Genomic DNA, 24,127 nt, shown 5'->3' on the forward strand with positions numbered 1-24,127 from the left:
GGAATGGCCGGAGCGCGGCGGTCGCGGGGGCGGCGTTGGCCGGGGACGTTCGCGGAGGTGTTCGATCGGGGCCGCCGATCAGGACACCTGTGCGGCGATCCCGTCCAGGACGAGTTCCAGCCCGGCCGCGAACTCCTCGCCCCGGGGCAGGTGTTCGGCCTCGGCCATCACCTCCGCCAGTGCCGGGTGCCGCCCCGCCGCCAGGACGCGCACCAGGTAGGGGCCCATCGCGCGCTGCCAGTCGGCGTCCGAGTACCCCTCGGTCCGCTCCTCCCGGCGCTGCGCCACCTCCACCCGCAGCCGGCCCGCCAGGTAGGCGTGGAACACGCCCGCCGCCTGCTGCACCAGCGTCGGCCGCCCGGCGAAGCCCGGGATGCCGCGGACGGCGGCCAGCACGGACTCCAGGGCGGCCAGCGCGTTCGGCCCCAAGTGCGGTCGTCCGCCCAGCAGTTGGGTGAACCACTCGTGGCGCAGGGCGGCCGCCCGGTGCCGTCCGGCGATGGTGCGCAGCTGCTGCCGCCACTGCTCCGGCGGCGCGGGGCGGACACCGGCCGGGCCGGGGGCGATCTCCGCGTACACCGCGTCCACCATCAGCTCCAGCAGCTCGGCCTTGGTCTCCACGTACCCGTACAGGCGCATCGGGCCGACCTCCAGGGCCGCCGCGACCCGGCGCATCGACACGCCCTCCAGCCCGTCGGCATCGGCCAGTTCGAGCGCCGCCCCGACGATCAGCGCCCGGCTCAGCGGCCCCGGCGTCGGCCGGGCCGGCGGCTCCGGACGCTCCCAGACCAGCCCGGATCCGGCGGTGGACCCGATGGTGGAGTCGGCGGCGGACCCGGAGTCGGCATCGTGACGGGGCGTCATGGGGGCGGTCTCCGTTCGGTGGCGCGAGGTGGCGCGAGGTGGTGCAGGCGGGGCGCGGGCGGTGCCGGCGGTGTGCGGGAACACGATACGGGGGTCGTTGCGATACAGTGTATCGAGTCGATACGGTGTATCGAAGAGCCGGGCGGACGAGGGGGACGACAGCAGATGGCGAACACCACGAAAACGACGGACACCACGGACACCACGAGCACGGCGGACGTGGCGATCGTCGGTGGCGGACCGGGCGGGCTGACGCTGGCCCGGCTGCTCACCATGCGCGGCGTCCGCGTCACGGTGTACGAACGCGACGCCGGGCGGGCGGCCCGCACCCAGGGCGGCACGCTCGACCTGCACGCCGACACCGGGCAGCGCGCCCTGCGCGCGGCCGGCCTGACGGAGGCGTTCCGCCGACACGCCCGCCCGGAGGGGGAGGACATGCTGCTGCTCGACCACACCGGCACCGTCCTGCACCGCGACGACACCCCGGACGACTCGCCCGCGCTCCGCCCCGAGATCGACCGCACCGACCTGCGCGACCTGCTGCTCGACTCCCTCCCGCCCGGAACGGTCGCCTGGGGCCGCGCCCTGCGCACGGCGACCTCCGGCGACGGCAACGGCGGAGACGGCGGAGACGGCTGGCAGTTGGAGTTCGCCGACGGCAGCCGGGCCGAGCACCGGACGGTGATCGGCGCGGACGGCGCGCACTCCCGGCTCCGGCCGCTGCTCACCGACGCCACCCCGCGGCACCTCGGCGTCAACACCGTCGAGGGCGCGATCCCCGACCTCGACCGCACCCGCCCCGACCTCGCCGCCGTCGTCGGCCGCGGCAGCTACTGGGTGGTCGGCGACGGCCACTCGCTGGTCGCCCAGCGCTGCAGCGACGGCTCCGCCCGGATCGGCCTGACCTTCTACGGCCCCGCCCACCGGGCCCCCGACTGGCTCACCACCTGCGGCATCCCGTTCGAGGACCCCGACGCGGCCCGGGCCGCGCTGCTCCCGCTGTTCGCCGACTGGACGCCCGAGTGCCGCGCCCTGATCGCCGCCTGCACCGGCCCGCTCACCCCCCGCACCCTCACCGCCCTCCCGGTCGGCCTCCGCTGGCCGCACCGCCCCGGCCTCACCCTGCTCGGCGACGCCGCCCACCTGATGCCCCCCGTCGGCCACGGCGCCAACGCCGCGATGCGCGACGCCCTGGAGCTCGCCACCGCGCTCGCCGCCACCCCCGACGACCCGGACGCCGCCCTGCACGCCTACGAGGAGGAGATGTTCACCCGCACCACCCGGGTCGCCGCCGAATCGGCCCGGATCCTGGAGATGATCACCTCCCCGGCCGGGGCGCCCCGGATCGCCGCGTTCTTCCGGGGCGAGGACGACCGGGCCGCGGCCCGGTAGCCCGGAGAGGAGGGGGGAAGGGGCTCCGGACGGGAGAGGCCGGACGGGAGGCCGGACAGGAGGCCGGGCTCAGCGGTCGCGGCGCAGCTCGCAGGGGTGCGGGAGGTAGGAGCCGAGGAAGCCCTCGCGGTCGCCGCTCTTGTAGGCGACCGCCCGGCCGGTCAAGTCACCGTCCCGCAGCCGCAGTTCGAGGCCGGTGGCGGGGCCGGCGAGCCGGGCGTCGGAGGTGGGCAGTTGCAGCGGGGTGTCGAGGCGGACGTCCCAGCGGTCGGAGGCGAGGGCCGGGACGGTGACCGGCGGGTGGTCGGCCAGCCGGACTTCGACCAGGCCGTCCGGCTGGACGGTGAGGCCGAGCGGGACAGTGGTGTCGTGGGCGGTGATCCGGCCGGACCAGCTGCCCGGGGACAGGGTGAAGGGCCGGGCGGGTTCGACCGCCGGGGCGAAGTGCCGGGGGTCGAACCCGGGGGCCAGCACGCCCGTCAGGTACTCGACCACGGCGTTGCGGGCGGTCTTGTCGGTGGAGTTGGCCAGGACGGCCAGCGACAGCCCGCGCCCGGGCAGGTCGAGCATCATCGCGGCGACGCCGCCCATCCCGCCGCCGTGACTGCCGATCACCGACCCGTCCGGCGTCCGCTGGACGACCCGGCCCAGCCCGTAGCCGAGGCTCTCCGGGGCGAAGATCGCGGGCGCGTCGTGGACGGCCGCGGCGGTCTCCGGCTTCAGCAACCCCAGCGCCCGGCGGGCGAACAGCGCGACGTCGCCGGCCGTCGCCCAACCGGAGGTCGCCGCCGGGTGCCCGGTGTGGCACGGCGGGTACGCCCGCCCGTCCGGCGTGTACCGCACCGCGGACGGCGCCGGCCCCGGGTGGACCGGCCCGAAGGCGAAGCCCGCCAGCCCGAGCGGCTCGGCGACCCACTCCCGCAGCAGCGTGCCCAACTCCCGCCCGGTGACGGCCTCCAGCAGCCGGGCCAGCTCCTGGTAGCCGAGGTTGGCGTACTCGAACTCGGCGCCCGGCTCGTGCAGTTGACGGCGGTAGTGCTCGATGTCGACCGCGTCCCCCGGGGCGTCCGAGGAACCCGGGGCGGAGTAGGCGAAGTCGTAGTAGGACGGGAACCCGCCCCGGTGCTGCAGCAGTTGACGCACCGTCGGCGCCGTCCGGCCGAACCCGGCCGGCAGCGGCGCGTCCAGGTCCAGCAGGCCCCGGTCCGCGGCCAGGCAGACCGCGAGCGCCGTGAACGCCTTGGTCGTCGAGGCCAGCCCGTACGCCGTCCCGGGCGTGGCCGCCCGCCCCGCCGCGACGTCCGCCCACCCGTACGCCCGGGCCAGCACCAGCTCCTCGCCCGCCGCCACGGCCACGCTCACCGACGGGCAGCCGGTCTCCGCCAGCACCCGCCCGCACACCTCGTCCAGCCCACCCGGCCCGTCCAGCCCACCCGGCCCGTCCAGCGAACCGAACCCGTCCAGTCCGTTCAGCATCCTGCGACCCCTCCCGTTGCGTCGACCGGGCCGATGCTAGTGCTGCGCCGACGAACGGATGACGCCGGGCCGGGGAGGGCGGTGCCGGGAGGATCAGCCGGTGGTCTCCGGCCCGATCCTGTGCAGTCCCCCAGTGGGGTTGCCGCCGTCGCGGGTCTCCGGGCTCAGCGGGTCTCCGGGCTCAGTGGTGTCCGGGTGCGGTGGGGGAGGTGGCGCGCAGGGCGATCTCGAGTTCGAGGCGGGTGTCGGGGGAGGTGAGGGCGGGGCCGAAGAGCTGGTGGACGCGGTGCAGGCGCTGGCGGGCGGTCTGCGGGTGGATGCCGAGCCGGGCGGCGACCTCGGGGGCGGTGCCGCGGCCGGTCTGCAGCCAGGCGAGCAGGGTGGCGGCGAGGCGGTCGCGCTGCTTGGGGGTGAGCGGCGCGAGCGGGGCCAGGCGGCGGTCGGCGATCAGCCGGACCAGCGCGGGGTCGGTGAGCAGCAGCAGGTCCGCGTAGCGCTCGCGGCAGTCGACCGGGCGCTGCGGCGGCTCCGGCAGGGACGCCCGGACCAGCCGGGCCCAGCGCAGCGACTGCGCGGCCAGCGCGGGCGGCACCACCGGGCCGATCACCGCGCCGCGCCCGTGCAGCGCGGCCGCGAGCTGGGGGTCGGTCAGCAGCGCGGCCGGGTCGGGCAGCAGCAGGTGCGGCTGCGGGACGTCCAGGCCGGCCAGCACGTGCTCGGGCAGCCGGGCCGGGGGCGGGCCGGGCGGCCGGGACGCGGGGCGCGGGTCGAGCGAGACGGCGGCGACCTGCGCGGGCAGCGGCCAGTCCGCGAGCCGGGCGGCGGCGGCGAGTTCGGCCGGGTCGGCGCCCGCCAGCAGCAGGTCGTGCAGCCGGTGGCGGGCCCGGCCGAGCGCACCGGCCCGGTCGGTGCGGGCGTCCACGTAGCCCTGCACGCTGGCCGCGGCGACCTCGTCGATGTGCGCGAACACCGCCTCGGCCAGCGTGACCAGCTGCTCCGCGGCCAGCCCGCGGCGGCGGGCCACCCGGGCGTACCGGCGCCAGGCGATCCGGGCGCCGAGCCGGAACGCGGCCTGCAGGGCGTCCAGGCTGCGTCCCTCGGAGAGCTCGCCGCGGCCGAGCGAGCGGTACACCCGCAACTGGCGCGGGCCGGGCGCGGGCAGCCCCGCGACCCGGTCGGTGAACTCGGCCAGCGCGGTCTCCACGCCCTGCTGGATTCCGGTGCCGAATTGCCCGGAGAGCGGCCGGGAGAATTCCGGGACGGCGGATCTGATCTCCCGGATGATCTCGGCCGCGAGGGATTGCTGTTCGGCTCTGAGTTCGGTGGAGAAATCGCGGGGAAGCGCCTCCCACGGTCCGCCCAATTCCGCTCCTCCAAGTAGCGATAATCCGTCCGTCCGGGCCCGCCGGCGTTCCGGCGGAGGCGCGGCCGGTGCCGTCGGGACAGGGGGAGTATGCGGCGGGGTTACCCGCCGGTCAATAGGTTCGGCGCAAGCTTGCGGCCCGTCACGGCGCCCGGCGCGGACGGAAACACTGACGCCGGTGACAGTCCCGCCGGAGGGGGGACGGAATTCCTGGCACCCGCGGATGGACTTTCCCCCGACACGCGCCCCGCGTGTTGACGGCGGGTCAGGCCGATCCTAGCTTCATGGCAACCCGGGAAAGCTCGGCGCCCCGGAGGAATTCCGGCGGCGGCACGGGCGAAGGTGCGGACCGAAACGGACGACGGCACGGCCCGAAACGGACGACGGCACGGCCCGAAACGGACGACGACACGGCCCGCACCGCGGACCACGGCGCGGAGACGCCGCGGACGACGGCGCTGACGACGAAGCGGAAGGTGTGCGGAATGCGGAGAAACAGCGTACGGGTGGCACTGCTCGCGGCCCTGGCGGCAGCGGGACTGCTGGCCGCCGGGACCCAGCCCGCGGCGGCGAGCGGGAGCCGGCCGGTGGAGACCCACTTCTCGATCGGCTTCGTCAAGGGCTTCTTCTTCCCCGGGAGCAGCCCGGACGGCGCCAACGACTGGTCCTGCCGGCCGTCCGCGGCCCACCCGGACCCGGTGGTGCTGGTGCACGGCACACTGGAGAACCAGAACGACAACTGGGGCGGCGCGGCCCCGCTGCTGGCCAACCAGGGCTACTGCGTCTACGCCTTCAACTACGGCGGCCCGAGCGCGGGTTCACCGATCCAGGGCACCGGGTCGATCGCCGACGGGGCGCGGACGATGGCCGCGTTCGTCGACCGGGTGCTGGCCGCGACCGGCGCCGCCAAGGTCGACGTGGTCGGGCACTCGCAGGGCGGGATGCTGCCGCGCTACTACCTGAAGAACCTCGGCGGCGCGGCGAAGGTCGGCAAGCTGGTCGCGCTGGCCCCCAGCAACTACGGCACCACCCTGGACGGCATCACCGAACTCGGCCGCAGGCTGGGCATCCTGGAGCCCGCCAACGACTTCCTCTCCGTTCCCTGCCAGGCCTGCGTGGAGCAGGAGATCGGCTCGCCGTTCCTCACCGCGCTGAACGCCGGCGGCGGGACGGTGCCCGGTGTCGAGTACACCGTGATCGCCACCGAGTACGACGAGGTGGTCACCCCGTACACCAACTCCTTCCTCCCGCCCGGCCCGCACGTCACCAACATCCTGCTCCAGGACCAGTGCGGGCTGGACGCCACCGACCACCTGGAGATCGGCTACGACCCGGTGGCGCTGACGGACGTGCTGAACGCGCTGGACCCGGCGCACCCGCGGGCGGTGCCGTGCCAGGTGGTGCTGCCGGTGACCGGGCCGCTGCTGTAACGGACGGGACGCGGGGACGGCAGGGCGCAGGCGCAGGCGCAGGCGCAGGGGCAGGGGGCAGTGGCAGCGGCGGGGTCCGGCGGCTCGGAGGCCGGACCCCGCCGCGGGCGGAGGCGGAGCGGTGGTACCCGGGCTCAGGCCGGGTCGAGGTCCTGGGTGTGGGTGTGGGTGTGGGTGTGGGGGCGGTGCGGAGCGGCGGGGTCGGTGGTGGCGGCGATCCAGGTGTCGAGGTGGTGCCAGCGGTCGTAGAGCCAGTCGGCGAAGCGGGCGGGATCGGTGGGGACCCGGTCGGCGCGGAAGGTCCACCAGCGCAGGCGGACCAGGTCGCCGGGGCCGGGGGCGTAGCCGGGGCCGAGCATCCAGGGGAGCAGGCGTTCGGGGCCGGTGTGGCCGCAGGCCAGGACCTGGGTGCCGGGGCGGCGGCGGCCAGCACGGCGAGCGCGCCGGGCAGGTGCGGCGGGAGCAGGTGCGGCATCGCCTCGGCCCGATCGGCCAGCGCGTGCTGCCCGCGGGCGCGCAGCCGGGCGATCGAGGCGGACCGGCGGGCCGCGCTGTAGTTGGTGCCCTCGGGGGACAGCCAGAGCGCCTCGCCGGGGCCCAACGACCGTCTCTGCGCGGTGAGTTCGGCCAGGGCGGCGGCGCGTCCGGCCCGGTCCCAGCGGAACAGGGCGAGCGGGATGCCGCGCAGCAGGGCCCGCAGCCCGGGCTCCAGCGCGACGCAGCGCTTGGCGATGCCGCGCGGGCCGGTCGGCCCGACCGCGGGGGACGGACCCGGAGGCAGGTGGCGAAGGTGATGGACGGTCTGGCGGATGGTCCGGCACACGGCTCGGCGAACGGCTCGGCGCGCGGCGGTGGAGGCCGAGATCGCCCGGCACCGGTCCGGGGTGACCGTGCACGTGCTGCCCAGCGGCGAGGACGAGTTGGTGAAGGCCGGACACGGACCGGTGGCCTCCACTCGTGCCGAACTCGAGACCGTCCGGCGGCGGATCGCGCTCGGGTACGACGCCGCCTCCGCATTCCTGGCGGGGCTGCAGCGGGCCCGGCGGGGCGCGCCCGACCCGCACGGCCCGGCCGGCCCGCGGGGCCTGGCCGACCCGCAGGGTGCGCCGGACGCGGTGGGCTGACCGCGCGGACGCCCGCCGCGCGCGCCCGGCGGTCGACCGTGGGCCGCCCCGCCGGTGCGCGCCCCTCCCGAGCCCCTGAACGCCCCCGCCCGCCGGGGGCGTTCGCACGTCCGGCACCCGAACGGGCACCGGCGCAGGCAGGGGGCGGTCCGGGGTGGTCAGGGGGGTGGCCCGAGGGGTGGCGCGACCGCATGGCCCGCGGTCGGCGCCGCCAATCCTCCACGGGCCAAGGTTCACCTAATCGGGTGCACGAGGGGGCCGCGCGGGCGTTGCGGGGGCCGGAACGATCTAGTGTTCCGGAGGCGGCGGTGAGCGCGGCAGCGAGTGCGGCGGACAGCCCACTTCTCGACTCCGTCGGCACTTTCCCCTTTCTTTACCCGTACCCCCTCAGAGCACCAACACACCCACGGATCTGACGGTGCGTCAGATCCCGTGCGAGACGAAGGAGAGCCCGGCCCGATGTCCGTGGACAGCAGCCCGGAGACTCAGCAGGCCCAGCGCCAGCAGACCAGCCTCACCACCGCCGCGGCCCGCAACCTGGCGACCACCACCAAGTCCGCGCCGCAGATGCAGGAGATCACCTCCCGCTGGCTGCTGCGGATGCTGCCGTGGACGCAGACCTCCGGTGGCACCTACCGGGTCAACCGCCGGCTGACCTACACGGTCGGCGACGGCCGGATCGAATTCATCCAGACCGGCAGCAACGTCCGGGTGATCCCCCGGGAGCTCGGCGAACTCGCCCTGCTGCGCGGCTACGAGGACGAAGACGTCCTCACCGCCCTGGCCGACCGCTGCCAGCAGCGCGAGTTCCGGGCCGGCGAGGTGCTGGTCGAGCGCGGCACCGCGTCCGACAAGATCCACCTGGTCGCGCACGGCAAGATCAACCAGGTCTCCACCGGCAAGTACGGCGACGACGCGGTGGTCGGCGTGCTCGGCGACGGCGACCGGTTCGGCGAGAACGCCCTGCTCGACGCCGACGCCACCTGGGACTACACCGCCACCGCCAAGACCCCCGGCACCCTGCTGACCCTCAGCCGGACCGACTTCGAGGCCGTGCTCGCCCAGTCCGAGAGCCTCCAGGCCCACATCCGCGACTTCGCCAGCCTCCCGCTCCAGCGGCAGAACGAGCTCGGCGAGGCCGAGATCGCCATGTCCGCCGGCCACGAGGGCGAGCACCTGCTGCCCACCGCGTTCGTCGACTACGAGCTCAAGCCGCGCGAGTACGAGCTCTCCATCGCGCAGACCGTGCTCCGGGTCCACTCCCGCGTCGCGGACCTGTACAACCAGCCGATGAACCAGATCGAGCAGCAGCTCAAGCTCACCGTGGAGGCGCTGCGCGAGCGCCAGGAGCACGAGCTGATCAACAACCGGGACTTCGGCCTGCTCGCCAACTGCGCCTTCAACCAGCGCATCCAGACCCACTCCGGCCCGGCCACCCCGACGACCTGGACGAGCTGCTCAGCCGCCGCCGCGACTCCGAGTTCTTCCTGGCCCACCCGAAGGCGATCGCCGCCCTCGGCCGGGAGTTCAACGCCCGCGGCCTGTACCCCGACACCGTCGACATGCAGGGCCACAAGGTCCCGGCCTGGCGCGGCGTCCCGATCCTGCCCTGCAACAAGATCCCGATCACCCCGGAGAACACCAGCTCCATCCTGGTGCTGCGCACCGGCGAGGACAACCAGGGCGTCATCGGCCTGCACCAGACCGGCATCCCGGACGAGTACCAGCCCAGCCTGTCGGTCCGCTTCATGGGCATCGACGAGAAGGCCGTGATCAACTACCTGGTCACCGCCTACTACTCGGCGGCCATCCTGGTCCCGGACGCGCTCGGCGTGCTGGAGAACGTGGAGATCGCGCACCGCTGAGCGGCCCGCACTGACGGCTGCCGCCGGCCGTAACCAAACGGCGGCGCACCACGTTGAGGGTGCGTCGGATTGATCATGCCGAGCCGTTTCTGCAGGAGCAGCACCCGCTGCCCCCGCAGTCGGAACGGCCCGATCCCTCCGACGCGCCCTCGACTGCGCTCCGGCCGGGTCGGCCGCGATCCACCGCAGTCCGGCAGCCCCGCAGTCCACACGTCCCATCGTGCACAGCCACCGGAAGGTTGGACCACGCCCATGCAGCGCAACGACCGACCGCCCGCGGGCGGCAGAACGGAGGCGGCGGCCTTACGCGCCCGGGTCCGCGGCGGCGCCCGCACCGGAGCCCGCACCGCCGCGGCCCTGGCAGGCGTCGCCGTGGTCTGCGCGGTGCTCACCGGCGCCACCCAGGCCGCGTCCGCCGCCCGCACCCGCGCCGACGACCACCGGCTCGACATCTGCGTCAAGGTGCACACCTCGGTCGACGCCGCCGGAGTGCACGTCGAGGTGAACGCCGGCGGCGGGGCCAGCGTCCCGCTCCACCCGCAGGGCGGCAACGGCCACGGGAACCAGAACGGCCACGGGGGCCAGGGCGACCACGGGGGGAAGGGGCACGGCGGGGGAGACGACCACGGGGAGGACGGGGACGGGCACGGGCACCACTGCCACCCCAGGCCCACCCCCACCCCCACCCCGACGCCGAAGCCCACCCCGACGCCCAAGCCGACACCCACCCCCACGCCGAGCCCGACGCCCAAGCCGACACCCACCCCGAAGCCGGCGCCGACCCCCGTGCCGACACCCGCTTCGCCCCCGCCCCCGACCCCGGTCGCACCCCCGGCGGGGACCCCCGTCCGGCCCGCGCCCGCCCCGGACGCGGCGCCACCGCCCGCGCCGACGCCCAGCGCCACGCCGACCACCCCCGCGCCGAGCCCCACACCCAGCGGGCCCGCACCCCGGGCGGTCGTCCACCTGCCGCCGCCCCCGCTGCCCGCCCCGGCGCCGCGGCACCGCGGCACCCCGACCACCACCAGGATGCTGGTGGTCACCGTCCCCGCCGTGCTCGCAGCCGCCGCGCTGCGCCCGCGCGGGAAGTCCGGCGGCGCCGGACGCCGCGGCCGCTCCTGACGCGCCGTCAGGCAACCGAACCGTTCCGCGTGGGCGAGGCCCCGCGAAGCACCGTTCCGGCCGGACCCTCCGGGCCGGACCACCCCAACAGTTCAGGAGAGGACCCGTCATGTCCGAATGGCTGGCACTCGCCCTCGCAATGGCCGGGGCATGCCTGGTCGTCGTCGTGGTCGTGCTGGTGAGACACCGCAAGAGCGACCGGGACGAGGACACCTCGGAGACGCCCGACGTCATCGAGTACATCACCATGATGATCGGCGTGGTCTACGCGATCGTGCTGGGCCTGGCGATCGCCGGCGTCTGGGAGTCCCGGTCCGCCGCGCAGGACGACGTGCAGGCCGAGGCCCAGTCGCTGCACGAGGTCAGCGCCCGGGCCGAGGTGTTCCCCGCCGACTACCGCGGCGTGGTCGAGAAGGACGTCGACAACTACGTCTCGTTCGTGGTCAACACCGAGTGGCACTACATGCGCACCCACGGGGAGATCAGCCCCGAGGGCACCGAACTGCTCGCCAAACTGCGCACCGACGTCGCCGAGCGGGCGCCGCAGAACGACATCGAGGCGCAGGCGTACCAGGCGATGATGGACAAGATCGCCGTCGCCGACGAGACCCGCACCTCGCGCGGCGGCAACGTCGGCCCGACCATGCCCGGGGTGGTCTGGTTCGGCCTGGTGATCGGCGCCGTGGTGACCATCGGCATGCTGTTCGCGCTCCAGATCGGGCGCTCGCGGCGGGAGTTGATCCTGGCCGGCACCTTCAGCGCGCTGATCGGGTTCCTGCTGTTCCTGATCTGGGACTTCGACGACCCGTTCGGGCGCGGCGTCTCGGTGACCACGGACCCGTTCCTCAACCTGTTCCCCTTCCTCGGTAGCTGACCACCCGTCAGGTCACCGGGCCGGTCGCAGGTGTCCGGTTCGGTGTGCCGACTGCCGCTCCGGTGAACGGAACCGACCGGGCAGCCGGAGCATCGGGTGGCGCGAGCCGTGCCGGAGCGGTTCGCGCACTACGCTGGGAGGAGCCGCCCGCGATGCCGACGGGGGTCCTGCTGCGGGCGGCCGACGGGGAGCCCGCGCGGGCCGCCGCCCCGGGCGGCGACGCGGGCGCTACGGGGGACAGCGCGAAGGGGAAGCACGACATGGGGGAACACCAGGCGAACCGCACGGCGTCCGACACCGGGTGCGGCGCGGGAGCGCCGGACTCCGGACGCGGCACGGCGCCGGACTCCGGGCACCGTGCGGCGGCGGTCAAGGCGGGCAAGTACGCGCGGGTCGAGCGGGAGCGCCGGTTCCTGCTCGACCGGCTGCCAGCCCCCGGCGCCGTCACCGTCGCCCGCCGGATCACCGACCGCTACGTGGAGGGCACCCGGCTGCGGCTGCGCCGGGTCGAACGGCTCGACACCGGCGAGTGCACGTACAAACTCACCCAGAAGGTGCCCGTCCCGCCGGGCGAGCCCGGGGCGGTGCAGGGCCTGATCACCAACCTGTACCTCTCCGAGCAGGAGTACGCCCGGTTGCGGGCCGCGCTGCCCGGACCCGAGCTGACCAAGACCCGGCTGAGCGTGCCCCCGCTCGGGGTCGACGTCTTCGAGGGCCCGCTGCTCGGACTGGTGCTGGCCGAGGCCGAGTTCGAGACCGCCGAGGATGCAGAAACGTTCGTCCCGCCGCCCGGCTGCGTCGCCGAACTCACCGACGACCGTCACTTCACCGGCGGCCGGCTGGTCCGCACCGACCGCGAGGAACTCCGCGACGGCCTCGCCGGATACGGCGTCGCCCTGCCCTGAGCCCCCGGGCGTCGGGCCCTCGGGCGCCGGGTCTCCGGACACCGGGTCCCCGGACGCCGGGTCCCCGGGCCCGGGGAGTGGTGACGGCCGACCGCCCCGGACGGGCGGCGGTCGGCCGTCGGGCGGCTACGGCTTCAGGTGGCGGGCGAAGAAGCGGCCCGCGGCGTCGCCCGCGTGCGCGGGGACGCCGGTGTGGCCGCCCATGTTGGCGCTGAGCGACTTCTCCAGGGAGGCGAAGGCGTCGAACAGGTCGAGGGAGGCCTGGCGGTCGTTGCCCTCGTCGTCCCACTGGAGCAGGACGTGCAGCGGGACGGTGACCCGGCGGGCCTCCTCGAAGGTGGCGCGGGGAATGAGGCTGCCGGCGAAGAGGCCGGCCGCCGCGATCCGCGGTTCGACCGCGGCGAGGCGGACGCCGACGGAGATCACGCCGCCCGAGTAGCCGACCGGGCCGGTGAGTTCGGGCAGCGCGAGCAGGGCGTCGAGCGCCGAGCGCAGCTCCGGGACGGCCCGGTCGACGAGCGGGAGGACGAGGGCGTCGATGAGCTCGTCGCCGACGGGGTCGCCGGCCTCCATCGTCCGGCGCAGTTCGGCGCGCGCCAGGTCGAGGGCGGGGACGCGGGGGCGCTCGCCGCAGCCGGGGAGTTCGAGGGCGGCCGAGGCGAAGCCGTCCGCGGCGGCGTGCCGGGCGCGGTCGAGCAGGCGGGGGTGCATGCGGCGCAGCCCGAGCGTGGGGTGGCCCAGCAGGATCAGCGGGACCGGGGCGTCGGCGGTGGCGTTCGCGGGCGTCCACAGGACGCCGGGGATCCCGTCGAGGGTGAACTCGCGTTCGCGGACGCCGCCGTCGGGGCGCCGGTCGTCGGCGGGCCTGCAGTCAGGGTTCCGGTCGTCAGGGTTCCGGACATCGGCGTGCCGGTCGTCGAGGTACTGGTCGGAGGTGAAGTGCACGGTCGTGCCTTTCGGGAGAGCTGGTGAACGGCGCTCCCGGACGACCTACCGTCCGACCGTGGCCTCGGAGGGGAGCACCCACGTCGATACTGCGTCCACGGGTACCACCTCCTCGTTCTCTCGCACGGCCTCGCCGAAGGTAGCAGTGCGGGTGCCGGTCCGCCAAGCGCGGCCGGGCGGCGGGGCGGGCCACCGGGGGCGAGATCTACAGGGAAACTGTACATTCCGTGGGCGGAAACCTAGGCTGGACCGCATGAGCGAAGACTCCGAACCGGCGGCCGAGCCCGCGCCGTCCGCCGTGCACGCCTCGCAGCGGGTCCGGTCGGTGATCGGCAAGCTGCGCCGCCGGATCCGGGCCGCGGCCGGGACGGGGGACTTCACCCTCACCCAGGCGTCCACCGTCGGACGGCTGCTGGACAGCACCGGCGGCCTCACCACCAGCGACCTCGCCGTCGCCGAGGGGATGCGGCACCAGTCGATGGCCACCACCATCGCCGCGCTGGCCGCCGAGGGCCTGGTCGAGCGGCAGCGCGACCCCGAGGACGGCCGCCGGCTGCTGATCGCCCTCACCCCCGAGGGCCGGCGCCGCGCCGAGGAGGGCCGCCGGGCCCGCGGCGAGTGGCTGGCCGCCGAACTCCAGCGCAAGTGCACCGAGGAGGAACGGCAGACCGTGATCGCGGCGATGGCCGTCCTCGAACGACTCGTGCAGGACTGACACCCCCGTCTCCCGCGCCCCGCACCCCCACGCAACCACCGAGCGGCAGAAGCACCATGACCGAACGTGAGACCGTCGCCACCGCCCCCGGCAAGCCCGCCGAGACGGCCGCGATCGACCGCCGACTCGTACCCCCGATGGTGCTCGGCTCCGTCCTCAACCCGATCAACTCCACCATCATCGCGGTCGCGCTGGTCCCGATCGGCGCCGCCCTCGGCGCCTCGCCCGCGCAGACCGCCTGGCTGGTGTCCGCGCTGTACCTGGCCACCGCGCTCGGACAGCCCGTGGTGGGCCGGCTGATCGACCTGTTCGGGCCGCGCCGGCTGTTCCTGGCCAGCACCTCCCTGGTCGGCGTGGCCGGCGTCGTCGGCACCCTCGCCCCCGACCTCGGGACGCTGATCGCCGCCCGCGTCGTCCTCGGCTTCGGCACCTGCGCCGGCTACCCCGCCGCGATGGCCCTGCTGCGCGCCGAGGCCCGGCGCACCGGACAGGGCAGCCCCGCCGGAGTGCTCACCCTGCTCGCCGTCGCCAACCAGACCGTCGCCGTGATCGGCCCGCTGCTCGGCGGACTGCTCACCGGCCTCGGCGGCTGGCGCAGCACCTTCGCGCTGAACATCCCGCTGTCGCTGCTCGCCGTCACCCTCGGCGCGCTCCGCCTGCCCAAGCAGCTGCCCAAGCAGCTTCCCGAGGACCTGCCCAAGGACCTGTCCAAGGATCTGCCCAAGCAGGAGAAGCAGGAACGTTCCTCCGACGCCCCCGGCCCGCTGGAGCGGATCGACCTGCCAGGGATGGCGCTGTTCGCCGCCCTGCTGCTCTCGCTGCTGCTGTTCCTGATGCACCCGCACGCCGACCGCTGGTACCTGCCGCCGCTCACCCTCGCCGCCGCCGTCGCCTTCACCGTCCGCGAGCGCCGCGCCGCACACCCGTTCATCGACGTCAAGGTGCTCGGCGGCAACACCCCGCTGCTCGCCACCTACGCCCGCGCGCTCGCCGCGTACGTCGTCGCCTACGCCTTCCTGTACGGCTTCGCCCAGTGGACCGAGGAGGGCTTCGGGCTGTCGCCGCTGCAGGCCGGGCTGGTGCAGGCGCCGACCTTCCTGGTCGGGATCGGGGTCTCGGTGCTGGCCGGGCGGCGCGGCGGCATCCGGGCCATGCTGCTGACCGGCGCGGTCGGCCAGATCGCCGCCTGCCTGCTGATGCTCGCCCTCGGCGGGCACAGCCCGCTGTGGGAACTGCTGGTGCTGGCGGTGGTGTTCGGCATCCCGCAGGGCGCCAACGGGCTCGCCCTGCAGAACTCCGTCTTCCTGCAGTCCGACCCGGCCCGCACCGGCTCCTCCGCCGGGCTGCTGCGCACCTTCGCCTACCTCGGCTCGATGGTCGCCGCCGCCGCGACCGCCGCCGCGTACGGGCCGCACGCGGGCACCGCGGGCATGCACCAACTGGCCTGGATCATGCTGGCCGCCGCCGTGCTGTTCCTGCTGCTCACCGTCTTCGACCGCACCCTGCGCGGCCTGCGCACGCCCCCCGCGGCCGCCCCCCGCTGAGCCGCCGCCCGCCGAGCCGCCGCCGGGCCCGGGCGGTTCAGTACGGGCGGTTCAGCTCGGACGGTTCAGCTCGGGCGGGCGCCGGAGACGGCCAGGCCGTCCATGTAGTCGCGGACGTGCACCAGCAGCCCGTCCCGGACCCGCAGCACCAGCAGGCCGGGCACCGCGAAAGCGCCCCGCCCGCCCGCGAGTTCGCCCCGGACCACCTGCTCGACCACCAGCACCTCCGGATCGTCCGTCAGGTGCAGCGCGACCTCCTCGACCTCCGCCGGCCGGGCCGGGCTCGCCGCCCACGCCGCCCCGTACCCGGCCCGCACCGCCTCCCGCCCCTCGTACCGGGCCGGGAACCCCGGGAAGCGGAACGGGAACTCGTGCACGCCGTCCGGCGCGTACAGCTCGGCGAGCGCGTCCGCGTCCATGGCGAGCATCGCCGCGCGGTAACGGGCCAGCACGGCCCGGGGAGAGGTGGCGGAGACGGGCACGGTGAAACCCCCGGACGGGTGGGCGGGACGGTCGGTGTGCCGACGAGCCTAGTGCGCGCGGCGGCGGGGCGGGCCGGAACCGCGGATCTCCGGTGCGGCAGGAATCCCCGGTGCGGCAGGATGGGGCCGTGGAACTGCCCCGGACGGTGCCCGAACTCCCGGCCGCGCACGGGTTCCGGCTGCGCCGCTGGCACCCGGACGACACCGGGCTGCTCCGGGAGGCGGCGGCCGACCCGTACATCCCGCTGATCAGCACCGTCCCGGCGCCGTACACCGCGGCCGGGGCGGCGGCGTACGTGGAACGGCAGTGGCGGCGCACCCGGATCGGGACGGGCTACCCCTTCGTGATCGTCGACCCGGTGGGCCGGGCCGTCGGCAACGTCGGCCTGTGGGTGGGCGAACTGCCGCTGCGCGGCTGGGCGACGGTCGGGTACTGGGTGGTCGGGTCGGCCCGCGGGCAGGGCGCCGCCGCGCTGGGGCTGGACGCCGTCGTGGACTGGGCGTTCGGCGAACTCGGCCTGCCCGGACTGGAGTTGTACGTCGAACCGTGGAACACCGGCTCGATCCGCACCGCCGAACGGGCCGGCTTCCGGTGCACCGGCCTGCGGCCCGCCCACCAGGAGGTGGACGGGCGGCCGCGCGACATGTGGCGCTACGTCAGGCGGCCCGGACCGGAGGGCTCTGGAGGATGACCGTTCCGGGGGCGGGTCACAGGTGGTGGAAGAGGGCGTGCAGCGGGGGCGGCAGCCGGTCCGGGTCGAGGGCCTCGGCGAGGAGGCGGCCGTAGCGGATCTTGCGGCCCTTGCGGGTGCCGAGGAAGCGGCGCAGGCGCTGCTACGGGGAACGGTCGCGCTGGGCGGGCTGACGGGCGAAGGTGCGCCAGGCGGGCAGGTCGCCCGCGGCGGCGAGGACCTGCTCGATCCGGGGGACCCCCAGGGCGCGGATGAACTCCTCCTCCAGATCGGCCGCACAGACGAAGAACTCGTCGCCGAACGCGCCCGCCCGGTCGAAACCGCGCCGGTAGAAGCCCTGTTCGTGCTCGTCGCACAGCCCGGTCAGCCGCAGGCCCAGCCCGGACGGGCCGAGCAGCGCGGCGAACGGGCCGGCGCTCATCGCCCCGCCCATCGCCACCGCGCACACGCCCTCCGCCGCCAACTCCCGCCCCAGCAGCCGGGCCAGCGCCTCGACGGCCGCCAGGTCGCTCGGCCCCTCCAGCAGCACCGCCGTCCGCACCCCCGCCTCCCGGGCGAGGACGGCGAGGCCGGCCGGATCCACGAGCCCGACTGAGTCCGCGAGCCCGGCCGGAGCCGGGAGTCCGGCCGCGGCCCGGGCGGCCACTGCGGCGCGGAAGGCGCTCAGGTCCGTCATGCCTCGATTCTGCCCTCCGCCCGCCGCGGGCCGCCCCCGGGGGCAGCGGGCCGGTCGAACGGCGGCGGAGTCCAGGCGTGGTGACGCAGGATCATCCGGGTCGCGGCCCGGGACGGGGTCAGGCGCATCGCGGTGTTGCGCAGGGCGACGGCCGGGCGGGCGGAGAGCCGGTGGCCCAACTGCCCGGCCCGGCGGGCGGCCAGGGCGACGGCCTGGCTGCGGGGGCGGCGCTCGGCGTCGTAGCGGGCCAGCGCGGCGTCCACGCCGGGGGCGGTGGCGAGGGCGGCGGCCAGCGTGACCGCGTCCTCCAGGGCCTGGCAGGCGCCCTGGCCCAGGTTGGGCGTCATCGCGTGGGCGGCGTCGCCGAGCAGCGCGATCCGGCCGGAGGTGAACGAGGGGAGCGGGACCCGCAGTTCGTCGACGTCGTGGTGCAGCACGTCGTCCGGCCGGGTCGCCGCCAGCAGGGCGGGGACCGGGTCGTGCCAGTGGCCGAAGCGCCGGTGCAGCTCGGCCAGCGGGTCGGCGAACCGGGTGCCGGCGGGCAGGGCGAGGACGGCGTGCCACTCGGCCCGGCCGTCCCGGAACGCGAGGTGCCCGAACTCGGCGCCGCGGCCCCAGGTCAGCTCGAAGTCGCTGTCCAGGTCGACCGGCCGCCGGGTGACGGCGCGCAGCACGGTCGAGCCGCTGTACGCCGGGCCGGGGTGGGACGGGAACAGCAGGCCGCGCAGCCGGCTGCGGACGCCGTCGGCCGCGACCACCAGCTCCGCCGCCAGGGCTTCGCCGCCGTCGAGTTCGACCCGGACCGCGCCGGGCCCGGTCTGCCGCACCGCGCCGGCCGTCGCGCCGGTCCGCAGCACCCCGGCGGGCAGCGCCTCGCGCAGCAGCCGGTGCAGGACGGCGCGCGGGATGCCCAGGATCGGGGAGCCCACCGCCCGTTCCAGCGCCGCGCCGTCCAGCCGGGCCAGCCGGCCGCCGCGCGGCGTCCGGGTGCCGCCGCGGTACTGGCCCTGCCCGGCGGCCCGCACCGCCGCGCCGACGCCGAGCCCGTCCAGCGCCCGCAGCCCGTTCGCGGCCAGCGAGATGCCCGCCCCCGCGTCCGCGAGCACGGCCGCGCGCTCCAGGACGGTCACCTCCCAGCCGACGCGGCACAGCCCGATCGCGGCCGCCAGCCCGCCGATGCCCCCGCCGACCACCACTGCCCTGCTGCCCATCGCCGACCCCGTTCTTCTACACCTGTAGAAGACGGAGGCTAGCCGATGCCCCGCGGGTATAGAAAGGGGCCATGGCATCGGACCGGCGCACCCTCCTCGCGGACGCGGCCCTCGACGTGCTCGCCGACGAGGGCGTCCGCGGCCTGACCCACCGGGCGGTCGACCGCCGGGCCGCCCTGCCGGCCGGCACCACCTCCGCCTACTTCCGCACCCGGGCCGCGCTGCTCACCGGCCTGGTCACCCGCCTCGTCCAGCGCGACCAGGCCGAACTCCAGTCCCTGGCCGAGCAGTTCGGGCCCCCGCAGAGCGCCGCCGACCTGGTCGACGGCCTGCTGCTGCTCACCCGGCACCGCCTCGCCGGCGAGGGCCGCCGCCGCTCACTGGCCCGCTACGCCTGCGCCGTCGAGAGCGCCCGGGACCCGGAACTGCGCGAGATCCTGGTCCCGCGCGAGAACGCCGGCCGCGCGGCGGTCCGCCACTTCCTCGCCGCACACGGCACCGCCGACCCGGAGAGCCGCACCCACACCCTGCTGACCTGCGTCGACGGCCTGGTCTTCGACCGCCTGGTGAGCGGCGGCGACGTCCCGCGCGAGGCGATCGAGGGCCTGGTCACCGCCGCCCTGCGCCCCGGAGACGGCCCGGCCCCCGGGGCCAGGGGCTAGGCTGCCGGGAATGGGGAGCGCGAACAGGGCGGGAGAGCCGCTCGGACCGGTGGTGCCCGACTGCGACGGCCTGCCGGTGGACGGCGAGCGGACCGCGGTCGTCGAGAACGGCCCCGCCGGACCGCGGGCCGCCCGCGCCGCGGGCCCGCGCCGCTCCGCCCCCGCCGCTCGTGCGCTCGACGGCGGGGAGTCCAAGGACCGGACGGATCCCGGCACCGTGCTGTCCGCCGACGCGCGGCAGCCGCCCGCGCGGCCGGACCGGGCCGCCGCCGTCCGGTTCGACCGCTGACCGCCGACCGCGCCCCGTCCGACCGCCGACCACCAGGAAGGACCCACCGCCCATGGCCCAGCCCGTCGTCCTGCCCGCCGGCTACACCGCCCGTCCGCTCGACCCGGCCCGCGACCTGCCCGACGTCCTCGACCTGCTGACCGGCTGCGAACGGGCCCTGCACGGCGAGCGGGCCACCGAGGCCGACAGCGGCGAGATCGCCGCGGTGCTCGCCCGCCCCGGCTTCGACCCCGCCGCCGACACCCTGCTGGTGCACGGCCCGGACGGGCGGCTCGCCGCCTGGGCGTGGACCGACCGGCGCTGCGAGTGCCGGGTCCACCCCGCGCACCGCGGCCGCCGGATCGGCACCGCCCTGCTCGGCTGGATGGAGACCCGCGCCGCCGAACAGGGCGTCGACAAGCTGGTCCAGGTGGTCGCCGACCTCGACGCGGCCGGCCTGGCCATGCTGCGCACCTACGGGTACCGGCCCAAGGGCGCCAGCTGGCTGCTGGAGATCCCGCTCGACGCGCTGCCCGACCTCCCGCCCGCCCCCGCCGGCATCCGGGTCCGCCCGTTCCGCCCCGGCGACCCGGACGACGCGCACGCCGCCCACCGGGTCGTCGAGGACGCCTTCGCCGACTGGAAGGCCCGCCGGATGTCCTTCGAGGAGTGGGTCCAACACGCCGTCGGCCGGGAGACGTTCACCCCCGCCCGCTCCCCGCTCGCCGTCACCGGGGCCGACGACCGGGTGGTCGGCGTCGCGCTCTCCCTCGACCAGCCCGGCAGCCCGGACGGCTACGTGGAGAGCCTCGCCGTCGACCGCGACCACCGCCGCCGCGGCATCGCCCGCCACCTGCTGCACCACGCCTTCCTCGCCTGCCGGGAGGCCGGACTGAGCCGCTGCACCCTGTGGACGCACTCCGGCACCGGCGCGCTCGACCTGTACCTCAAGGTCGGCATGACGGTCCGCTACACCTCGGTGGTGCTGGAGAAGACCCTCCCCGCCTGACGGCCCGTCACGGCCGCGGTCACCGCGCCGCGGAAGGGGGAGGGGCGTCGAGCAGCGCGAGCAGGCGCACCGCCTGCCGGGCCGGGGTGCCCGGCGGGTTGCGGGCGGCGGTCGCCGGGTCGCCGGACAGGAAGACCAGCCAGAGCAGGGCGAACAGCCGGCGGCACTCCAGCAGGCGGCACTCCTCGGCGGGGGAGAGCGGGAACCGGGACAGGAAGGCCCCGGCGTCCAGGTCGGTGTCCACCCAGGCCGAGACGTGCTCGACCATCTCGGCCAGCTCGTACGACCGGTCGGAGCGCCCGGAGTCCTCGAAGTCGACCAGCCGGACGTCGGCGCCGTCCCACAGGAAGTTCGCCAGGTTGCCGTCGGCCTGCCCCAGCACGGGCACCGCCGCGGCGCCGCCCGCCGCCAGCGCCTCCTGCGCGCCGTCCAGCCAGCGCAGGCCCGCCGCCAGCGCCCGCCCCGTCCCCGGTGCCCGCACCGCCCCGGCCCGGGCGCGGACCGCGTCGGCGGACTCCCGGACGTCCCAGCGCCGCCCGGGCAGCCGGGCCGCCTCCCCGGCCGGAACGGCGCCGTGCAGCCGCCGCACCGCCCGGGCCAGCGCGTCCAGGTGGCGGCCCGTCAGCACGGCACCGCGCAGCACGGTGCCCGGCAGGCGCGACATCGCGACGGTGCCGTCCGCCCGCCCCAGCGGCCGGGGCGCCAGACCCGGGGCGTAGCGGTCGAGCAGGGTCAGCGCCCGCCACTCCCGCTCCGGCTCGCCGTGCGCGTCGGCGCGGAAGCGCTTGTGCACCGCGTCGGGGTGCAGGTCGACACCGTGGGTGGTCCACTGCGCGGTCATGACGGGGCGTCAACTCCTGCTCGGGGCACGGGAGCCTACCGGTCGAGGGCCGCGAGCAGGTCGGGGCCGGACCAGGCGGGCGGGGCGGGGGCCTCCTCGGCCGCGCGGACCAGTTCGAGCAGGCGGCGGTTGGCCGGGGCGGGCAGCCGGTGGTGCTCGGCCAGCGCGACGACCTCGCCCTGCAACTCGTCGACCTCGGTGGGGCGGCCGCGCTGCAGGTCCTCCCACATCGAGGAGCGGGCCCGGGAATCCACCCGCAGGCTGGCCGCCGCGACCCGGCGGAACACCGGGTCCGGCAGGCCCAGCACGGACGGCATCCACTCCGGCGGGAGGGGCGTCAACCGGGCCGGGGACAGCCCCGCCGCCGCGAACACCGCCAGCGCCTCGCGCTGGCAGCGCGCCAGCACCAGCCGGTACGGGCGGCTGCCGAGCTGCTCGCGCAGCGGCAGGCCGGAGAGCGCGTTGACGGCGTTGTTCAGGTTCATCAGCAGCTTCGCGGCCTGCACCCGCGGCATGTCCGCGCGCAGCCCCACCGGCAGCCCGGCCGCGGCCGCCGAGTCCGCGAACCGCCTTGCCGCGCCCGCCCGTTCGAGCAGCAGCGCGCCCGCGGTGCCCTGGTGGAAGGAGGCCGGGCCGGTGCGCACCACGTTGTACGGCACCATCCCGGCCAGCACCGTCCGGCCGGGCAGCGCCTCGCGCAGCACCCGGGCGTTGTGCAGGCCGTTCTGGAAGCTGATCACGGTGGACCGCCCGTCCAGATACGGGTCGAGCAGCCGGGCCGCGTCCGCGGTGTCCGCCGACTTGACGGTCACCAGCACGTAGTCGGCGCCCGCCGCGGCCGAGGCGTCCACGGCGGTGCGCGGCCGGGCGTGCAGCCGGCGGTCGCCCGGGCCGGTCACGGTCAGCCCGGCCCGGTCCAGCTCGGCCATCGCGGACGGCCGCCCGATCAGCGTCACGTCGTCGCGGGCGGCCAGCGCCCCGCCCAGCCGGCAGCCGATGCTGCCCGCCCCGAACACGGCGATCCGCAACGGCAGTGTCGTACGGTTCTCGGACACCGGCGGCTCCTTCGACAACGGCGTCAATGGCAAGGCCCAGAGGTTACCGCCCGCCGCCTGAGCCCCGACCGGGCCCCCGACCTGGCCTCTGACCGCGCCCCCGACCTGGCCTCTGACCGCGCCCCCGACCGGGTCTCCGACCGCGCCCCCAACCGGGTCTCCGACCGCGCCCCCAACCGGGTCTCCGACCGCGCCCCCAACCGGGCCTCCGACCGCGCCCCCAACCGGGTCTCCGACCGCGCCCCCAACCGGGTCTCCGACGGAGTCCCGACGGAGCCTCGGACGGAGCTCTCAGGCCCCGGGGCCGGCGGCGGCGGTGGGCGCCGGCAGGCGGGTGGCGAGCAGGGCGGCCACGTCGTCGTCGGCCGGGCCGCCCCCGTAGCGGCGCAGGTCGCGGCGGAGGTTGTCGAGCAGCGCGGTGTCCGGGGTGGCGGTCCAGCCCGCCAGGCGCTCGGTCAGCGGGTAGAACTCGCCGCGCCGGTCCCGGGTCTCGCTGACGCCGTCGGTGTACAGCAGCACCCGGTCGCCCGGCCCGAACGGGACGGTGCGCGCCCGGTAGTCGCTGGCCACCAGCGCCGACAGGTTCAGCGGCGGCAGCGGCAGCTCCGGCTCCACCGGCTGCACCCCGCCGTCCGCGCGCAGCAGCACCGGCGGCGGGTGGCCGCAGTTCAGCAGGTACGCCTCCGGCCGTTCGTCCGGGATCTCCAGCAGCACGGCGGTGGCGAAACGCTCCGCCGCGTCCGGCGAGGAGGCCCGCTCCGCGTACCGCTGCAGGCCGGTCTCCAGCCGGCTGGCCAGCGCGGGCAGGTCCTTCGCGTCGTACGCGGCCTCCCGGAACGAGCCGAGCAGCGCCGCCGCCATCTCCACCGCGGGCAGGCCCTTGCCCTGCACGTCGCCCAGGATGATCCGCACCCCGAACGGCGTGCGCACCGCCTCGTACAGGTCGCCGCCGATCTGCGCCTGCTCGGCCGCCGCGCTGTAGTACAGCGCCAGGCCGACCTCGTTCAGCCGGTCCGGCAGCGGGCGCAGCACCACCTGCTGGGCGGTCCGCGCCACCGAGCGCACCAGCGCCAGGTCGCGTTCGCGGCGCACCCGCATCCCGGAGGTGTACGAGGCGGCCAGCGAGACCGTCACCGTCGCCGCGATCACCGAGGCCGCCGACGCGCCGACCCGGCCGTCCCGGATCAGCGCCAGCACCACCTCGACGGCCACCGCGAGCAGGCCGATCAGCAGCGTCCCCAGCGAGCCCCAGGTCGCCGCCGCGAGGGCGGGCGCCGCCACCACGAACCGGTCGTAGCGCTGCCCGGCCGGGGTCTCGGCGTCCGCCCCCGCGGACAGCGCGATCAGCAGGAAGGGCGACAGCCGGACGACCGTGCCGAGCATCGGACGGACCCGGGAGGAGTCGGATTTGTCGGTGATCGTGGGCATGACCCGGTGAAGGCTACCCGCGCCGTCCGCCCGGGTGTGGGAGGCGCGGGCGGGTCCGTGATCATCCCCGGGCCCCCGTTCAATGGTCGCCGCCGCCATGCCCGCGGACCCGCCCGTGGTGCACCGTCCCATGGGCCGCCGCCGGGCCCGCGCCGATGATTCACCGCGAACGGTGCTCGGCCAC

The 24,127-nt window shown here is 76.1% G+C and carries 22 protein-coding genes and 2 pseudogenes; 13 read left to right on the forward strand and 11 right to left on the reverse strand.

The annotated features are described in order from the left end of the window. Positions 1–78: 78 nt before the first annotated feature. Positions 79–864: a TetR/AcrR family transcriptional regulator C-terminal domain-containing protein gene (locus tag EDD39_RS24990; RefSeq protein ID WP_123559518.1), complete on the reverse strand. Its 786-nt coding sequence runs from the start codon at positions 862–864 to the stop codon at positions 79–81. A 165-nt stretch (positions 865–1,029) separates the two neighbouring features. Here EDD39_RS24990 and EDD39_RS24995 point away from each other — a divergent pair, with 165 nt between their 5' ends. Continuing rightward, positions 1,030–2,256, forward strand: coding sequence for an FAD-dependent oxidoreductase (locus EDD39_RS24995; RefSeq protein ID WP_123559520.1), 1,227 nt, complete (start codon positions 1,030–1,032; stop codon positions 2,254–2,256). Positions 2,257–2,325: 69 nt separating this feature from the next. Here the strand turns inward: EDD39_RS24995 and EDD39_RS25000 are convergent, their stop codons facing one another. Both EDD39_RS25000 and EDD39_RS25005 read right to left on the reverse strand, forming a co-directional pair. Next, positions 2,326–3,732 carry a serine hydrolase domain-containing protein gene (locus tag EDD39_RS25000; RefSeq protein ID WP_123559522.1) on the reverse strand — a complete coding sequence of 469 codons (1,407 nt, stop codon included), beginning with the start codon at positions 3,730–3,732 and terminating at the stop codon, positions 2,326–2,328. Positions 3,733–3,913: 181 nt separating this feature from the next. Further along, positions 3,914–5,095, reverse strand: a complete 1,182-nt coding sequence (locus EDD39_RS25005; protein ID WP_123559524.1) for a PucR-like N-terminal domain-containing protein — start codon at positions 5,093–5,095, stop codon at positions 3,914–3,916. A 485-nt stretch (positions 5,096–5,580) separates the two neighbouring features. On the opposite strand from EDD39_RS25005, the gene EDD39_RS25010 reads away from it, so the two are divergent. Next, positions 5,581–6,525, forward strand: a complete 945-nt coding sequence (locus EDD39_RS25010; RefSeq protein WP_123559526.1) for an esterase/lipase family protein — start codon at positions 5,581–5,583, stop codon at positions 6,523–6,525. 134 nt (positions 6,526–6,659) lie between these two features. Here EDD39_RS25010 and EDD39_RS25015 read toward each other — a convergent pair whose 3' ends face one another. Beyond that, positions 6,660–6,884 (reverse strand): hypothetical protein, encoded by a 225-nt coding sequence (locus tag EDD39_RS25015; RefSeq protein ID WP_123559528.1) that lies wholly within the window; start codon positions 6,882–6,884, stop codon positions 6,660–6,662. A gap of 492 nt (positions 6,885–7,376) precedes the next feature. Here EDD39_RS25015 and EDD39_RS25020 point away from each other — a divergent pair, with 492 nt between their 5' ends. The 5 genes and pseudogenes from EDD39_RS25020 to EDD39_RS41295 all read left to right on the forward strand — a co-directional run bounded on the left by EDD39_RS25020 (position 7,377) and on the right by EDD39_RS41295 (position 12,415). Next, positions 7,377–7,649: a hypothetical protein gene (locus EDD39_RS25020; RefSeq protein ID WP_123559530.1), complete on the forward strand. Its 273-nt coding sequence runs from the start codon at positions 7,377–7,379 to the stop codon at positions 7,647–7,649. A gap of 459 nt (positions 7,650–8,108) precedes the next feature. Then, positions 8,109–9,514: pseudogene (locus EDD39_RS25025) on the forward strand (family 2B encapsulin nanocompartment shell protein). Between the two features lie 252 nt (positions 9,515–9,766). Further along, entirely contained in the window at positions 9,767–10,636 is an 870-nt protein-coding gene (locus tag EDD39_RS25030; RefSeq protein WP_123559532.1) for a hypothetical protein, read from the forward strand. 109 nt (positions 10,637–10,745) lie between these two features. Beyond that, complete coding sequence (locus EDD39_RS25035; RefSeq protein ID WP_123559534.1) at positions 10,746–11,510, forward strand: bestrophin-like domain; 765 nt, start codon at positions 10,746–10,748, stop codon at positions 11,508–11,510. A gap of 152 nt (positions 11,511–11,662) precedes the next feature. Next, on the forward strand, positions 11,663–12,415 hold the full coding sequence (locus EDD39_RS41295) for a CYTH domain-containing protein (protein WP_244257015.1): 753 nt from the start codon (positions 11,663–11,665) through the stop codon (positions 12,413–12,415). A 126-nt stretch (positions 12,416–12,541) separates the two neighbouring features. Here the strand turns inward: EDD39_RS41295 and EDD39_RS25045 are convergent, their stop codons facing one another. Further along, a complete protein-coding gene (locus EDD39_RS25045; protein WP_123559536.1) occupies positions 12,542–13,360 on the reverse strand; it encodes a dienelactone hydrolase family protein in 819 nt (272 codons plus the stop codon). Between the two features lie 253 nt (positions 13,361–13,613). Here EDD39_RS25045 and EDD39_RS25050 point away from each other — a divergent pair, with 253 nt between their 5' ends. Further along, positions 13,614–14,075: a MarR family winged helix-turn-helix transcriptional regulator gene (locus tag EDD39_RS25050; RefSeq protein ID WP_123559538.1), complete on the forward strand. Its 462-nt coding sequence runs from the start codon at positions 13,614–13,616 to the stop codon at positions 14,073–14,075. 56 nt (positions 14,076–14,131) lie between these two features. After that, positions 14,132–15,619: an MFS transporter gene (locus EDD39_RS25055; RefSeq protein WP_208765575.1), complete on the forward strand. Its 1,488-nt coding sequence runs from the start codon at positions 14,132–14,134 to the stop codon at positions 15,617–15,619. A gap of 65 nt (positions 15,620–15,684) precedes the next feature. Here the strand turns inward: EDD39_RS25055 and EDD39_RS25060 are convergent, their stop codons facing one another. Continuing rightward, positions 15,685–16,101, reverse strand: a complete 417-nt coding sequence (locus EDD39_RS25060; protein ID WP_244257017.1) for a nuclear transport factor 2 family protein — start codon at positions 16,099–16,101, stop codon at positions 15,685–15,687. 128 nt (positions 16,102–16,229) lie between these two features. Between EDD39_RS25060 and EDD39_RS25065 the strand changes: the two genes are divergently transcribed. Next, positions 16,230–16,793 carry a GNAT family N-acetyltransferase gene (locus tag EDD39_RS25065; protein ID WP_244257019.1) on the forward strand — a complete coding sequence of 188 codons (564 nt, stop codon included), beginning with the start codon at positions 16,230–16,232 and terminating at the stop codon, positions 16,791–16,793. A gap of 16 nt (positions 16,794–16,809) precedes the next feature. On the opposite strand, the pseudogene EDD39_RS25070 reads toward EDD39_RS25065, so the two are convergent. Beyond that, positions 16,810–17,469 (reverse strand): annotated as a pseudogene (locus EDD39_RS25070) (TOPRIM nucleotidyl transferase/hydrolase domain-containing protein). Next, on the reverse strand, positions 17,466–18,680 hold the full coding sequence (locus tag EDD39_RS25075; protein ID WP_123559540.1) for an FAD-dependent monooxygenase: 1,215 nt from the start codon (positions 18,678–18,680) through the stop codon (positions 17,466–17,468). The pseudogene EDD39_RS25070 and the gene EDD39_RS25075 overlap by 4 nt, the downstream one beginning before the upstream one ends. Positions 18,681–18,751: 71 nt before the next feature. Here EDD39_RS25075 and EDD39_RS25080 point away from each other — a divergent pair, with 71 nt between their 5' ends. Genes EDD39_RS25080 through EDD39_RS25090 form a run of 3 tightly spaced genes read left to right on the forward strand, consistent with a single transcriptional unit; the run spans position 18,752 to position 20,619 of the window. Next, positions 18,752–19,342 (forward strand): TetR/AcrR family transcriptional regulator, encoded by a 591-nt coding sequence (locus tag EDD39_RS25080; RefSeq protein WP_123559542.1) that lies wholly within the window; start codon positions 18,752–18,754, stop codon positions 19,340–19,342. 10 nt (positions 19,343–19,352) lie between these two features. Continuing rightward, positions 19,353–19,631: a hypothetical protein gene (locus tag EDD39_RS25085; RefSeq protein ID WP_148089516.1), complete on the forward strand. Its 279-nt coding sequence runs from the start codon at positions 19,353–19,355 to the stop codon at positions 19,629–19,631. 52 nt (positions 19,632–19,683) lie between these two features. Next, positions 19,684–20,619 (forward strand): GNAT family N-acetyltransferase, encoded by a 936-nt coding sequence (locus EDD39_RS25090; RefSeq protein WP_123559546.1) that lies wholly within the window; start codon positions 19,684–19,686, stop codon positions 20,617–20,619. Between the two features lie 19 nt (positions 20,620–20,638). Here EDD39_RS25090 and EDD39_RS25095 read toward each other — a convergent pair whose 3' ends face one another. The 3 genes from EDD39_RS25095 to EDD39_RS25105 all read right to left on the reverse strand — a co-directional run bounded on the left by EDD39_RS25095 (position 20,639) and on the right by EDD39_RS25105 (position 23,943). Beyond that, a complete protein-coding gene (locus tag EDD39_RS25095; RefSeq protein WP_123559548.1) occupies positions 20,639–21,460 on the reverse strand; it encodes a phosphotransferase in 822 nt (273 codons plus the stop codon). 35 nt (positions 21,461–21,495) lie between these two features. Next, the gene (locus EDD39_RS25100; protein WP_244257020.1) at positions 21,496–22,515 is read right to left on the reverse strand and encodes a 2-dehydropantoate 2-reductase; all 1,020 of its coding nucleotides are present in this window, start codon (positions 22,513–22,515) and stop codon (positions 21,496–21,498) included. 291 nt (positions 22,516–22,806) lie between these two features. After that, positions 22,807–23,943, reverse strand: coding sequence for a PP2C family protein-serine/threonine phosphatase (locus EDD39_RS25105; RefSeq protein ID WP_123559550.1), 1,137 nt, complete (start codon positions 23,941–23,943; stop codon positions 22,807–22,809). Between the last annotated feature and the right edge of the window lie 184 nt (positions 23,944–24,127).

This window comes from Kitasatospora cineracea, from assembly GCF_003751605.1.
Classification (GTDB): domain Bacteria; phylum Actinomycetota; class Actinomycetes; order Streptomycetales; family Streptomycetaceae; genus Kitasatospora; species Kitasatospora cineracea.

Excerpts from the sequence above, each read along its gene's own strand:
- EDD39_RS25015 (WP_123559528.1), bottom strand. The coding sequence starts at position 6,884 with ATGCTCGGCCCCGGCTACGCCCCCGGCCCCGGCGACCTGGTCCGCCTG.
- EDD39_RS25075 (WP_123559540.1), bottom strand. The coding sequence starts at position 18,680 with ATGGGCAGCAGGGCAGTGGTGGTCGGCGGGGGCATCGGCGGGCTGGCG.
- EDD39_RS25090 (WP_123559546.1), top strand. The coding sequence starts at position 19,684 with ATGGCCCAGCCCGTCGTCCTGCCCGCCGGCTACACCGCCCGTCCGCTC.
- EDD39_RS41295 (WP_244257015.1), top strand. The coding sequence starts at position 11,663 with ATGCCGACGGGGGTCCTGCTGCGGGCGGCCGACGGGGAGCCCGCGCGG.
- EDD39_RS25095 (WP_123559548.1), bottom strand. The coding sequence starts at position 21,460 with ATGACCGCGCAGTGGACCACCCACGGTGTCGACCTGCACCCCGACGCG.
- EDD39_RS25035 (WP_123559534.1), top strand. The coding sequence starts at position 10,746 with ATGTCCGAATGGCTGGCACTCGCCCTCGCAATGGCCGGGGCATGCCTG.
- EDD39_RS25085 (WP_148089516.1), top strand. The coding sequence starts at position 19,353 with ATGGGGAGCGCGAACAGGGCGGGAGAGCCGCTCGGACCGGTGGTGCCC.
- EDD39_RS25050 (WP_123559538.1), top strand. The coding sequence starts at position 13,614 with ATGAGCGAAGACTCCGAACCGGCGGCCGAGCCCGCGCCGTCCGCCGTG.
- EDD39_RS25105 (WP_123559550.1), bottom strand. The coding sequence starts at position 23,943 with ATGCCCACGATCACCGACAAATCCGACTCCTCCCGGGTCCGTCCGATG.
- EDD39_RS25080 (WP_123559542.1), top strand. The coding sequence starts at position 18,752 with ATGGCATCGGACCGGCGCACCCTCCTCGCGGACGCGGCCCTCGACGTG.
- EDD39_RS25055 (WP_208765575.1), top strand. The coding sequence starts at position 14,132 with ATGACCGAACGTGAGACCGTCGCCACCGCCCCCGGCAAGCCCGCCGAG.
- EDD39_RS25000 (WP_123559522.1), bottom strand. The coding sequence starts at position 3,732 with ATGCTGAACGGACTGGACGGGTTCGGTTCGCTGGACGGGCCGGGTGGG.
- EDD39_RS25010 (WP_123559526.1), top strand. The coding sequence starts at position 5,581 with ATGCGGAGAAACAGCGTACGGGTGGCACTGCTCGCGGCCCTGGCGGCA.
- EDD39_RS24990 (WP_123559518.1), bottom strand. The coding sequence starts at position 864 with ATGACGCCCCGTCACGATGCCGACTCCGGGTCCGCCGCCGACTCCACC.
- EDD39_RS24995 (WP_123559520.1), top strand. The coding sequence starts at position 1,030 with ATGGCGAACACCACGAAAACGACGGACACCACGGACACCACGAGCACG.
- EDD39_RS25030 (WP_123559532.1), top strand. The coding sequence starts at position 9,767 with ATGCAGCGCAACGACCGACCGCCCGCGGGCGGCAGAACGGAGGCGGCG.